Annotated in this window: 7 protein-coding genes; 6 read left to right on the top strand and 1 reads right to left on the bottom strand. The window is 66.7% G+C overall.

The genetic code is table 11. The annotated features are described in order from the left end of the window. Positions 1–389 precede the first annotated feature (389 nt). A complete protein-coding gene (locus AC4D2C_RS14530; RefSeq protein WP_490915573.1) occupies positions 390–4,661 on the bottom strand; it encodes an FtsK/SpoIIIE domain-containing protein in 4,272 nt (1,423 codons plus the stop codon). 210 nt (positions 4,662–4,871) lie between these two features. On the opposite strand from AC4D2C_RS14530, the gene glf reads away from it, so the two are divergent. The 6 genes from glf to AC4D2C_RS14500 all read left to right on the top strand — a co-directional run bounded on the left by glf (position 4,872) and on the right by AC4D2C_RS14500 (position 13,226). Next, the gene (glf, locus tag AC4D2C_RS14525; RefSeq protein ID WP_490915572.1) at positions 4,872–6,059 is read left to right on the top strand and encodes a UDP-galactopyranose mutase; all 1,188 of its coding nucleotides are present in this window, start codon (positions 4,872–4,874) and stop codon (positions 6,057–6,059) included. Between the two features lie 11 nt (positions 6,060–6,070). Then, entirely contained in the window at positions 6,071–8,071 is a 2,001-nt protein-coding gene (locus AC4D2C_RS14520; RefSeq protein WP_490915777.1) for a glycosyltransferase, read from the top strand. A 1-nt stretch (position 8,072) separates the two neighbouring features. Further along, positions 8,073–8,966 (top strand): ABC transporter permease, encoded by an 894-nt coding sequence (locus tag AC4D2C_RS14515; protein ID WP_490915571.1) that lies wholly within the window; start codon positions 8,073–8,075, stop codon positions 8,964–8,966. A 2-nt stretch (positions 8,967–8,968) separates the two neighbouring features. Beyond that, positions 8,969–9,700: an ABC transporter ATP-binding protein gene (locus AC4D2C_RS14510; protein ID WP_490915570.1), complete on the top strand. Its 732-nt coding sequence runs from the start codon at positions 8,969–8,971 to the stop codon at positions 9,698–9,700. Positions 9,701–9,763: 63 nt separating this feature from the next. After that, positions 9,764–11,773, top strand: a complete 2,010-nt coding sequence (locus AC4D2C_RS14505; RefSeq protein WP_490915569.1) for a DUF6541 family protein — start codon at positions 9,764–9,766, stop codon at positions 11,771–11,773. Positions 11,774–11,936: 163 nt separating this feature from the next. After that, on the top strand, positions 11,937–13,226 hold the full coding sequence (locus AC4D2C_RS14500) for a nucleotide sugar dehydrogenase (RefSeq protein ID WP_490915568.1): 1,290 nt from the start codon (positions 11,937–11,939) through the stop codon (positions 13,224–13,226). Positions 13,227–13,228 lie beyond the last annotated feature (2 nt).

Raw genomic sequence — 13,228 nt, 5'->3', positions numbered from 1 at the left:
CAGGTTCGATTGGCCGTGCGGGTGAGGGGTTTGTCACAGCACCTTCGTCGATCCCATCGGCTCCTGAATGCCGTCGAGGGCGTCGGGTAGGGTTCGAGGGTGGTTCCTGATCCCGCCCTGCCCCCCTCCGGTCGTCCTCCCGGCGTCGTCCTGATCGCGGTGATCCTGGTGCTCGAAGCGATCGCGTTGCTGGTGGCCGCTGCCGGGTTCGTCATGACGGCCTTCCGAGCCGATGCCCTCTCGGTCGGAGGATCCGTGTTCATGGCGGTCCTCCTGCTCCTCGTCGGTGCGGGTCTGATCGCCCTGGCGCGGCAGCTCCTCGCGCGCTTCCGCTGGCCGCGGTCGCCCTCGCTCGTCGTCCAGCTGTTCCTGGTGATCCTGGCCTTCCCCTACTTCTCCACCGGCGCACCCCTCGTCGGGCTGGGCCTTCTCGTCCCGGCCGCCGTCGTCATCGTGACGCTCTTCTCCAGGCCGGTCGTCGAGTACACCGTCCGGACGACCGGGGCCGACAAGGCGCTGTAAGGCCCGACGCACCCGGAAGGGACGCCGGCTTCCTCCTGGTCGTCCGACGTGCGGGCGACCTGCACCTCGACGACGCCTGCGGGATCGCAGGCGTACCCGCGGCCGGGGATCACGGGCCCGTCGGGCTCCAGCCGCACCCCGAGGAGGTCGCCGTCGGCCGCCGTCCTCGGCGCGAGGACGAGTCCCCGGCCCGCGGCCCGGGCGTTCAGCGCGAGCGGCATGCGCGTCATGAGCGCAGGACCGGGAGCGGCGGCCAGCACGGCCGCTGCGCCCCGCGCGACGAATCCCGACAGCGTCTGCTGCACGTCGGCGGGCAGCCGGTCGGCGTCGTCGACGACGAGGAGGTACCGGCCGGCCGTGTCCGGATCCGCGCTGCTTCCGTCGAGGTCCCGCCAGTAGGCGAGCGCAGCGGTGTGTGAGGCGTCTCTCGGCGGCGCCAGGACGGAGTACGGCGGTGCCAGGCGTGCGGCCGCGTGCGCCAGTACCCTGAGGGTGTTCGAGCGGCCGGATCCCGCGTGGCCCAGCACCGGGTACACCTCCCCGGGGCGCAGGGCGACGGAGAACATCCGCAGGTCGTCGCCGTGCACGCCCACCAGGAGGTCCTCCTCGCCCGGCCGGGCCCCTGCCATCCGCCCTGCCGCGACGAGATCCGATAGGAGCACCACGCAAGGGAGCGGATGCACCGGGAACGGTGGCCGTGCGGGCGGGCGCACCGGCCCAGCGGCGGCACCGGGTTCCGTCAGCAGCTGGCAGGTGCCGTCGCCCCAGCTGCCCGTGATCCGTCCCTGGGCGAACCCCCGTCCCGGGACGGGGTCGATCGGCGGCATCCTCGGCCACGTCATCGTCGTCTCCTGATGCGCGCCGAGGGGCAGATAGATGCGATTCGGCAACAGGGCGAAGAGCCGTGACGTGGTCACTTCGCGGTCACCGTCGATCAGCACGGTGACTCCGCTCCGGGCTCCGTCCCGGACGAGGCCGTGCAGGTCGTCCTCGGCCCGTGCGAGGCGGCCGGTGCGGAACTGGCTGCTCCATCGCCCCCAGCCCGTGACCACGAGGACGACCGGGACGGGGTCCTCCCGGCTCCGGGGCGGCGCTCCGGCCAGCCGTTCGAGGACGCGGCCCGCCCGCCTCGCCTCGTCGGGCGGCACGTATGCCCCGACGTGCGGGTCCGCGGAGCAGGCGCCGAGGGTTCCGCTCCCGTCGAGCACGTACAGGTGCAGGTCCGGCTCAGCCGCGGGCAGGGCTGCCACCACGGCGGCGAGGGCCTCCGGGGCACCGCTGCCGGGAAGTCCGACGAGGGCGAGGTGGGAGTGGCTGTGCGGATCCCACTGAAGCCGGCGCTGCACCTGTCGGTCGGGCAGGTCGATGACTCCCAGGGGCACCCCGGGAGCCTCGGCGGAGCTGTCGGCAGTGCTGTCCGGCTGATCGGCCGGTGGGAACGCGGCACAGGCTGCGGGGGTGAGACGGGTGGGAAGCGACGGCAGGACGGGGCGGGACGGACGAGGGGCAGCCACCCCGCCCGCAGCGGCCATGACCCCGGCGACCGCCCGTCCGAGCACGGTCGGCGCAGGCGCTGCCGCCCCGCGGGCATCGGCGGTGGCGCCGTCGGCGGTGTCCGTGCTGTCTGCAGTGCGGGTCTCCCGGGATGGTCCGCCGGTCTGCGGCTCTTCGAGATAGGTCACGACGTCCTGCCACCCGGGCGTGGCGCTCGTCCTCGGGAGGTCGGACGAGGACGCGACCTGCACGGCGACGGGCGGTTCGCTCCCACGGCGCAGGAACGCCCGGCCCGGGATGTCGACGGGGATGTCCGCCGCCACTCCGGAGCCGAGGAGGTCCTGCGACTCCATCGCGGTCTGGACCCGGAAGAGGATCGACGTCGTGATGTTCGCCCGCATGTCCGGCGTCACGGCTCCCTGCGCCCTCTGCGTCGCGAGCACGAGGTGCACGCCGAGCGACCGTCCGAGCGCGGCGATCCTCATAAGGTCCGGTACCGCGGTCGGGACGTCGTCGCCCAGCATCCGGAACTCGTCGATCACCACCACGAGCCGGGGCGGGCAGCCAGGCGGGATGATCCTGCGCAGCTCCTCCAGGTCCTGGGCGCCGTGGTCGGCGCAGAGACGTTCGCGGCGTCGCAGTTCCGCCCTCAGCGACGTCAGGGCCCGAGCCGTCGACTCCGACGACAGATCCGTCAGGCTTCCAGCGCAGTGGGGGAGTGCCGCGAGCGCGCCGAGGCCCGAACCGCCCTTGTAGTCGATGAGGAGGAGGGACAGCTGTTCTGGGGGTTGACCGAGTGCGAACCCGAGCACCAGGGTCCGCAGGAACTCGGACTTGCCGGAGCCCGTGGTGCCGACGATCAGGAGATGCGGCCCGTCCCTCACGAGATCGATCGATACGGGGCCGGTGCCGGACCGCCCGATGAAGGCCGCCGGACGCCCCGCGTCGGCCGTCGACCATCGGGCGGGGATCGACGACGCCAGGGTGTCCGGCCGGAGCGACTCGGACCAGAGGGAGACGGCGGGCGGCAGGGCTCCGGCGGCACATCCCACACCCGGGCGGCGGACGGTCACGGCGCCACGGGCACGTGGGGCCCCGGCGAGCGCTCGGGCGGTCCGCGCGAAGGTCCGCTCCGACACCCCGTCGGGAAGGAGGCGGTACTCACTCCCGTCGATGCGTGCCCGGGCGCCGTCGGCCGTGATCACCATGCCGGCGGACGGCAGAGCGGTGCTGTTCGTCGGTGTGTCGGCGGCGCTGTCGTCCGGTAGGAAACGGACGACGGTGACGCCGGAGCGGCGAGCGAACCTCGGTGGATCCTCCCCGATCTGGAAGACGAGCAGGACGTCCGTCTGCTCTATGATTCCTGCCAGCACCCGCGGGTCCTGCGTGAGCAGGACGTTCGGGAGGAACCGTGCAGGGAGCGGGAGGTGCCGGACCGGACCCCAGCACACCACGGGTGGCGCTCCCAGGAGGGGGTGTGCGACCTGCAGCAGCAGGGCACGCAGGAGGCCCATGACGGCCGCCTGCTCACCCGCTACCGTGAAGGATCGTTGTCGTGCTTCGTCGATACCCGTCCATCCGAGTGGGGGCACGCCGGCGCCACCGCGCGGATGGACGGGCACCACCAGCGGGAGATCGGCCAGGAGCGGCGGGGTGAACGTCGCTGCCGCGTGGCCGACCGCGAGGTTCGCCGGCTGATCGGCGGTGCCGAGCCTCAGCAGGATCGCCGGGGAGAGCGGCGGCGCGCCTGCCGCGGGCCGTACGGGGGCGTGGAGGCGGGCACGCAGGGCATCGAGGGCGGTCTGCCCCGGGTCGGGGACCGCAGCGACCCGCCGCTGCCGGTCCCGCCCCGCTGCGTCCCGCACCGTGTCCGCGAAGATGCGCGCATCCCGCCGGTGGGTGAGCAGGGGGACCAACCCGGTCACGGCCGACAGGGCGCTGAAGGCGAGGAAGAACCACAGCCCGGTGGTGACGGCGAGGACGACGCCGAGGACCAGCGGCAGCACCGCGGTGAGGACGAGGAGGCGGGACGGTCGTTTTGGAGGCTCCGACGCGACGGGCACGGGTTCGAGCACGTCCGCGGGAGAGACGTAGCGCCAGCTGTCGTCGTCGACCAGTTCTATGCGGCACCGGCTCCCGCCGAGAAGCAGGGTCGCCGACACCGTGATGTGCGCAGTACTGATCCGTTCCCCGTCGACGAAGGTGCCGTTCACGGATGACAGATCCTCGAGCACGATGGTGTCCCCGGCCACGGTGAGCAGTGCATGCCGCCGGGAGAGTGCGGGATCGGAGATCACGATGTCACAGCCCGCACGCCCGATCGTGTAGCTGCCGCGTGAGAGTGGGATCACCTGGCCGGCGTCCGGGCCGGCGTGGACGACGAAGGCGAGCGGAGGGACCCGCGCCCGCACGTCCCGTGCTGCAGGCGCACCGCAGACGATCACCGCGCCGTCCGTCAGGCGGCCCTCGCCTGCGGTCATCGCCGTCAGCGACGCGCCGTCGATGGTGAGCGGCCCCTCGTACCCTGCTGCTCCGAGCCGGTCGGCGAGCGTGGCGCCCGTGGGCAGCGCGAGCGTGTCGACGACGATCTCGCGGGCGGGGAAGGCGACCGGGGGAGCGCTGGTGAGCGTGACGTGCAGATCCATGGAGGCCTCCTGGGTTGGTGACTCTGTCCGAGGCTAGGGCGGAATCGGTCCTGTGCGGGCGGCGATCGATGGGTTGTGGACTACGGCCGGCCGCACGGTGCAGCGGTGGTGGCTGCAGGGCCTGTGAGCGCGGTGATGCGTAGCGCGGCATGTCAGGTCGGGTAGCCTTAAGCGGGCATGTCCGTGGTTCGAATCAATCCAGGAGCATTTGTGAACGTTGACCTCGTTGTCGTTGGATCGGGCTTTTTCGGCCTGACCATTGCTGAACGGGCGGCCACCCAGCTCGGCCTCAAGGTGGCCGTGCTCGACCGGCGGCACCACATCGGTGGGAACGCCTACAGCGAGAACGAGGCTCGCACCGGGATCGAGGTCCATCGCTACGGCGCCCACCTGTTCCACACCTCGAACGAGCGCGTCTGGGACTACGTCCACAACTTCACGGAGTTCACGAACTACGTGCACAAGGTCTACACCCGCCACAAGGGCGAGGTGTTCCCGATGCCGATCAATCTCGGCACCATCAACCAGTTCTTCCGCACCGCTCTCGGACCCGCCGAGGCCCGCGCCCTCATTCAGGAGCAGGCCGGGGAACTCGCCGGGACGGATCCGCAGAACCTGAACGACAAGGGGATCCAGCTCATCGGCCGGCCCCTGTACGAGGCGTTCATCAAGTACTACACGGGCAAGCAGTGGCAGACCGACCCGAAGGACCTGCCGGCAGAGATCATCTCCCGGCTCCCCGTCCGCTACACCTACGACAACCGGTACTTCAACGACAAGTACGAGGGTCTGCCCGTCAACGGCTACACGGCGTGGATCGAGCGGATGGCGGACCATCCCAACATCGACGTCCACCTCAACACGGACTTCTTCGACGAGGGCCACGACTACTCGCGCTCCAGCACCCTCGGCCAGGTCCCGGTCATCTACACCGGCCCCGTTGACCGGTACTTCGACTTCGCCGAGGGTGACCTCTCGTGGCGCACCATCGACCTCGAGGAGGAGGTCCTCCCGATCGAGGACTTCCAGGGCTGTTCGGTCATGAACTACCCCGACGAGGACGCGGCACACACCCGCATCCACGAGTTCCGGCACTTCCACCCGGAGCGCGACTACACCAAGGACGCGACCGTCATCATGCGGGAGTACTCGCGCTTCGCGGAGAAGGACGACGAGCCGTACTACCCGATCAACACCGCCGATGACAGGGCGAAGCTGCTCGCATACCGCGACCTGGCGAAGGGCGAGAAGTCGGTGCTGTTCGGCGGGCGCCTCGGGACCTACAAGTACCTCGACATGCACATGGCGATCGGATCGGCCCTCAGCATGTTCGACAACAAGATTGCCCCGCACTTCACCAGCGGGCAGAAGCTCGAGAGCGGCGGAGTAGACGCGTGACACAGAAGGCAATGGATACGACGACGGATGCCGTGATCGACGGCGATCTCGAATGGCACACCCTGCAGCGGATCGTCCTGCCACAGCAGAGCCAGATGGACACTGCTGCGCTGTACATGGACACAGGCAGTGCCTTCGGGATCCAGCTGAACACCAATGACGGCACTGCCGTCGGCGATGGTCGGACGACCGCTGGACCGGCCTCGGACTCGACGACGGAGCTGCATGTCGAGGACGTGCGGTCCCGTCGATCGACGTCCGTGCGACCGGGTGAACGAGTCTCGTTCGGCTCGTACTTCAACGCATTTCCTGCAAGTTACTGGCGGCGCTGGACGCATCTGCGGGAGGTCCGTCTTCGGGTACGCACGGACGGCTCCGGAGTCGTGTCGGTCTACAAATCGAATGCGCGGGGAGCCCTGCAGCACGTGGAGACCGCAAGGGTCGAGGGGAAGACCACAACCACCTTCGATCTGTCGCTTCAGCCCTTCGGGGACGGCGGTTGGTACTGGTTCGATGTGGTGGCAGGAAATGACAGCCTCGTGCTCAAGGACGCCGACTGGCTCGCGGAGGGCGAGGCACCTGAGCGCGGAAGTATCACGCTCGAGATCACGACGCTGAACAAGCCTGATTTCTGCCTCAACAACCTCCAGATCCTCGCCGAGAACCCCAGCGCGATCGAGGACGTGCACGAGATCCTCATCGTCGACCAAGGGACGCAGAAAGTAGCGGAACAACCAGGGTTCGACGCCGTCCGTGCTCAGTTGGGCGGAAAGCTGCGGATCATCGATCAGGACAACCTCGGCGGATCCGGGGGATTTGCGCGTGGCATGTACGAAGCCGTGGAGAATGGTAGTGATTTCGCGCTCCTTCTCGATGACGACGTCGTCGTGGAGCCGGAAAGCATCCCGCGTCTCCTGTCCTTCGCAACGCACTGCAAATCGCCGACGATCGTCGGCGGCCATATGTTCGACCTGTACAACCGGACCGTCCTGCACACCTTCGGCGAGATCGTGAACCCGTACCGGTTCCAGCCGGATCAGCCACTGCCCGAGCAGGTCCTCGGACACGACTTCGCCCGTGCCAACCTGAGACACACCCCGTGGCTGCACCGCCGGGTGGACGTCGACTACAACGGTTGGTGGATGTGCCTCATCCCCACGACGGTGATCCGGGAGATCGGGCTGTCGCTGCCGATCTTCATCAAGTGGGACGACGCCGAGTACGGACTCCGCGCGAAGAAGGCGGGCTATCCCACGGTCTCGATGCCCGGAGCAGCTGTATGGCACGTCTCGTGGATCGACAAGGACGACATGGTGGGTTGGCAAGCGTACTTCCACACCCGCAACCGGATCGTCGCTGCGCTCCTGCACAGCCCGTACGAGCACGGAGGGCGAGTCGTCCGCGAGTCGGGCTACTCGGATATCAAGCACCTCGTCTCCATGCAGTACCACACGGCGCGCGGCCGCGTCATGGCCATGCGCGATGTCCTCAAGGGGCCGGATCAGTTGCACGGGATCCTCAACACGAAGCTGCCCGAGATCCGCGCAATGGCCAAGGGCTATTCGGATGCACAGGTCGAGTCCGACCCCGATTCGTTCCCGACGCCGAAGATGGACAAACCTCCGCGCAACGGTCAGGGCTTCAGGGCGCCGTCCTACACCACACTCGTCCCATGGGCGTTGAAGACGGTTGTCCGGCAGCTCAGCTCGCCGGTGTCCTCCTCCAGCCAGGAAAGGCCCCAGGCGTTCATCGCCCACCAGGACAACAAGTGGTGGCGCATGTCGCAGTACGACAGTGCGGTCGTCTCGAATGCCGAAGGTACCGGTGCCTCCTGGTACCGGCGTGACCCTCGGGAGATGCGATCCCTTCTGGTTGAAGCCGCCCGCCTGAACGCCGAGATCCTCCGCCGTTGGCCCGCGCTGCGTGAGCAGTATCGCGAGGCACTGGAAGAGATCACGTCCTTCGAGTCATGGAAGAAGACCTTTGAGTCCCACTCGTCAAAGGGCAAATAGCGTGGCAGGAGCAGAACTGACGACGCCGGGATTCGGTGGCGGTCTTCGTGACGTCCTGCGCTCGCGCTACCTGCTGCGTCTGCTCGTCGCCAAAGAGCTGAAGGTCCGCTACCGGGGCTCCGTCCTGGGCCTCCTCTGGTCCTACGTCAAACCCGGAGTGCAGTTCGTTGTCTTCTGGTTCGCGCTCGGGATCTTCCTCGGCATGAACCGGAACACCGAGAACTATCCCATCTACCTCTTCTCCGGCATCGTCCTCATCAACTACTTCAACGAGGCGCTCGGCAACGCCGCGCGGTCGATCGTGGGAAACGGCGGACTGATCAAGAAGATCTACCTCCCGCGCGAGCTCTTCCCCGTCGCGTCCGTGTGGGTTTCGGCTGTCCACTTCGTGCCGCAACTGCTCGTGCTGCTGATCGCCTGCTTCATCGGTGGCTGGTCGCCGGGCCCGGTGCAAATCGCCGCAGCGTTCGCCGGGTTCGCGATCGTGACGATGCTCGCAGTGGGTCTCGGACTCTTCTTCGGTGCTGCGAACGTCTACTTCCGCGATTCGGAGAACTTCGTGGATATGCTCCTGATGATCGCCACCTGGGCTTCACCGGTCCTCTACTCCTGGACGATGGTCCGCGACGGATTGTTCGACGCCTTCGGAGCAGATGCTGGTGAGCTGCTCCACACGATCTACCAGATCAATCCGCTGACCATCGCCGTCGAGCTGTTCCATTTCGCCTTCTGGATGCCGACCACCAGTTTCCCCCGCACGGATCCGCTGCTGGCGGTTCCTCCGAACCTGCTCGACGTCTGGACGCCGATCGGACTGGGCATCGCACTCGTCGTGATCCTGGCGGGTCAATTCACTTTCCGGCGCCTCGAGGGCCGATTCGCTCAGGAGTTGTAACAGTGGCCATTGCAGTCGACGTGCAGTCGATCTCGAAGCAGTTCGTTCTCCGGCACACGCGCTCCATCAAGGAGGCTTTCGTCTGGATCGTGAAGGGGCGGAAGGGTGATCTCTCGCAGAAGTTCCATGCGCTCGATGGTGTCTCGCTCCAGGTCGAGCAGGGTGAGTCGGTCGCGCTTCTCGGTCTCAACGGCTCAGGTAAATCGACACTGCTCAAGCACATCTCGGGCGTCATGCTGCCGGACAGCGGCACTGTGCGGACCCGGGGACGAGTCGCCGGATTGATCGAGGTCGGCGCCGGTTTCCACCCCGACCTCAGTGGGCGCGACAACGTGTACCTGAACGGCGCCATCCTCGGCATGACGGAGGAGCAGATCAACGAACGCTTCGAGAGCATCCTCGACTTCTCGGAGATCGGCCAGTTCATCGATACCGAGGTCAAGTTCTATTCGTCGGGTATGTACCTGCGCCTGGCCTTCTCCGTCGCCATCCACACCGACCCCGAGATCTTCCTCATCGACGAGATCCTGGCCGTGGGCGACGAGCCCTTCCAGAAGAAGTGCCTGGAGAAGATCAAGGAACTGGGACAAGCGGGTAAGACACTCGTCGTCGTGAGCCATGACCTGGACCTCGTGTCGAAGGTCTGCCGTCGAGGCGTGCTCCTGGATCACGGACGCGTGGTGCTCGATGCGTCGGTGGAGGAAGCGGTAGCCGCTCTGAGGGGTCGTCATTAGGTCGACGATCGGCATGATGACCGGGCGTCGACCCCGATGAGCTGGGTAGAGACCATTCCTGTCATGGTCGCGACGCTGGCGACGTTCTTCGTACCCGGCTTCGTCCTGGCTCTGGTCGGACGAATGCGGGGACTGGCAGCATTCGCTGTCGCGCCCGCTCTGTCGCTCGGCCTCGGCGGTGTCGGTGCAGTCCTTTTCGGTTTCGCAGGAATCCGTTGGAGTTTGTGGACCTACCTCGGGTTCTCTGCGGTGGCGGTCCTGGCACTTGCACTACTGGCGCGCGTTCCCGTTGCGAGGAATCGTCCACTGGCCGGCGAAGCGGCGGAGACAGCGATCGTCGCCCAGCCCCGGGAATCACGGCCCTCGCGTCGAATGCGCCGTTTCGCTCCGTTGGCGGGCGTCCTCGTCGCCGGCATCGTCAGTTTCGCTCCCCTTCGAGACGGAATGGGAAAACCCGACTACCCTGCGCTGACGTGGGATTCCGTCTTCCATCACAGTGCCATCCGGTACATCATCGACACCGGGAACGGTTCGAGTCTCAATCTCGGAGCGGTAGCGACGACCAACGGAGAACCGGGCTACTATCCGGGGGCATGGCACGATCTCGTGAGCCTGACCGTCGGCCATCTGCCCGTGACGGTCAGCCTGAACGTCGCAGCCCTCGTACTGGGATGTGTCATCTGGCCACTGTCCATCGCCTATCTCGCGCGGGTCGCCTTTCCGAAGCTCACCTGGATGCCTCTGCTCGCTCCTGTCGTCGCGTCCGGATTCGTCGCCTTCCCGGCCCGCATGATCTCGTATGGCACGGTCTGGCCGGCGGCGATGGGGACGGCGCTGGTGCCTGCCCTTATTGCGCTGATTTTCGTGGTCACGTCGCGCAGCACGCACCCTGCAACCAGAATGCGACTGTCCGCGGTGTTGTCGATCGCTCTCGCCGGCGCGGCGCTGTGCCATCCCACCGCGCCCATCGCGGCTGTTTTCCTCTCCGCCCCCTTCCTCTTGCAGCGTTACGGAGCAGTGGTGGCCAGGTCGGCAGGGCGGGGGACGAAGGTGCGGGCAGCGTTTTTGGTGGCGGTGCCCGTGGTCGGAATCGCTCTCGCGTGGATAGCCGTGATGACTCTTCCCCGCCTGCGATCCGTGTTCTTCTTCGAGACGACACCAGTCGGTCCGGCAACGGACGCCATCGGTGCGGCGATCTTCGACACCATGCTCGCGCCCCTGTATCACGGGAACACCGAGCCGTTCTGGCTGGCCGGTCTGCTGGCTCTCACCGGAGTGACCATGACGCTGGTCCTGCGGGAGAATCGTTGGGTCTCCGTCAGCTGGACAATAAGCATCGTGCTTTACGTCGTCGCGGCAGGAGAGCAGACCGCGCTTCGGCCGCTGGTCGGGTTCTGGTATTCAGACCCGGTCAGGTTGGGAGGCTTGGTACCGATCTTCACGAGCCTGCTGGTTTCCTACGCCGTCCTGCGCACCATCGACGCCATGGTGTCGCTCGCGGCGCGTCGGAACGTGAAGTTACGTCGACCCGCAACAGCGACCGGGGCATCACTCGTCGTGCTCGTCGGGACTGCGGCGCTGTTGTACCCGCAGACGGCCGAGCTCAGGACCGAGGAGCGGACCGCCCGCCTCGCAGCCGATTACTCGGAACACCTCGAGTGGGATGACGGGCTTGCAAGCCTTCCGGAACTGGAACTAATCGAGCGGATGGGCGCCAGGTTGCCCGACGATGCAGTGGTACTGGGGGATCCGACATCCGGTGCGGCCCTCGTGTACTCACTAGCGGAGGTCGACACGCTCTTCAGGACAATGTCCGGGTCGTGGGACGCGGATGCCAGATACCTCGGTAAGAATTTCAACCGTATCGACACGGACCCGCGGATCTGTGAACTCCTCGATGAATATGGCGTGACCCACTTCTACGACGACGACCGCCGGTACCTGCCCGACATCGTTCATCGCCAGGATATGGAGGGCTTGACGATCATCGGAGTCGATCCCGAAGATCTCCGATTGGTCGACACCAGTGGCGATGGGGCGAGGATCTACGAGATAGAGGCTTGCGGGCCGTAACCAACAAACCGGTCGGTCACCCTGTGCGAAGGGGGCAGCTGTGAGCATCCGATGGGATCAGGGCTTGCTCGATTCCGCTCAGGCGGCTGACGCCGGAGCAACTACCTATAAGCTTGTCCGGGACCAACGGGGAACCGCTGGACGCAAACATGAAAGGCCTTACGTGAAGATTGCTGTCATTGCCCTGGGTAAGATCGGACTCCCGCTGGCGGTGCAATTCGCCTCCAAGGGTCACGACGTGATCGGGGTGGATGTCAACAGGGCCACGGTGGCTGCCGTGACTGAGGGCATCGAGCCCTTCCCAGGTGAGGCGCACCTTCAGGAGAAGCTGTCCGAACTCGTACCGGCGGGAAAGCTGCGAGCGACCACGGACTACGCCGAGGCCGTCCCCGACGCGGACGCGGTCGTCCTGGTCGTACCACTGTTCGTGGACGCCGAGGCAAGACCTGATTTCGGTTGGATGGACGCGGCGACGGCGGAACTCGCCCGGCACCTCACACCCAACACTCTCGTGTCCTACGAGACGACGCTTCCGGTCGGTACGACCCGCGACCGATGGAAGCCTGCACTGGAGTCCGGCAGCGGCCTGGTCGAGGGGAAGGACTTCCATCTCGTCTTCTCGCCCGAACGAGTCCTGACCGGCCGTGTCTTCGAGGACCTGCGCAAATACCCGAAGCTCGTAGGAGGGCTTTCTGCGGCCGGGGCGCGAGCCGCCGTCGAATTCTACGAGGCCGTCCTCGACTTCGACGATCGTCCTGACCTCACGCGTGGCAACGGAGTCTGGGACCTGGGGTCCGCCGAGGCATCGGAACTGGCCAAGCTGGCCGAAACCACCTATCGCGATGTCAACATCGGATTGGCGAACCAGTTCGCGCGCTACGCCTCCACCGTCGGGATCGACATCTACCAGGTGATCGAGGCGTCCAATTCACAGCCCTACAGCCATATCCATCAGCCGGGCATCGCCGTCGGGGGGCACTGCATCCCGGTTTATCCTCGCCTGTACCTCTGGAACGACCCGTCGGCCACCGTCGTCCGGGCAGCTAGGGAAGCCAACGCGGGTATGCCGGACTACACCATCGGCCTCCTCGAGGGCGCCTACGGACCACTCGACCAGGCTCGGGTGGTCGTGCTCGGGGCCGCCTATCGAGGAGGTGTCAAGGAGACGGCTTTCTCCGGTGTCTTCGCGGCCGTCGAATCCCTCGAGTCCCGCGGCGCGCTTCCGCTGGTGCATGACCCGCTGTACTCGGACGAGGAACTCGCAAAGCTGGGATTCACGCCCTACCACCTCGGAGAACCTGCTGATGCCGCCGTCGTGCAGGCGAACCATGCCGAGTACGCGGAGCTGTCGCCGGCAGACCTACCCGGCATCAAGGCGTTCATCGATGGACGCCGCGTGAGCAGCGCCGACAGGTGGGACAGTGTCACCTACCGCGTGATCGGCAAGGCCTAGAG

The sequence above is a fragment of the Arthrobacter sp. TJ-240 genome (genome assembly GCF_058269195.1).
The sequence above is the reverse complement of the archived record's forward strand: the minus strand, read 5'-3'. Positions and strand labels throughout refer to the sequence as shown.

Coding starts and splice junctions, on each gene's coding strand:
- AC4D2C_RS14530 (WP_490915573.1), bottom strand. CDS start 4,661: ATGGATCTGCACGTCACGCTCACCAGCGCTCCCCCGGTCGCCTTCCCC.
- AC4D2C_RS14520 (WP_490915777.1), top strand. CDS start 6,071: ATGGATACGACGACGGATGCCGTGATCGACGGCGATCTCGAATGGCAC.
- AC4D2C_RS14505 (WP_490915569.1), top strand. CDS start 9,764: ATGGTCGCGACGCTGGCGACGTTCTTCGTACCCGGCTTCGTCCTGGCT.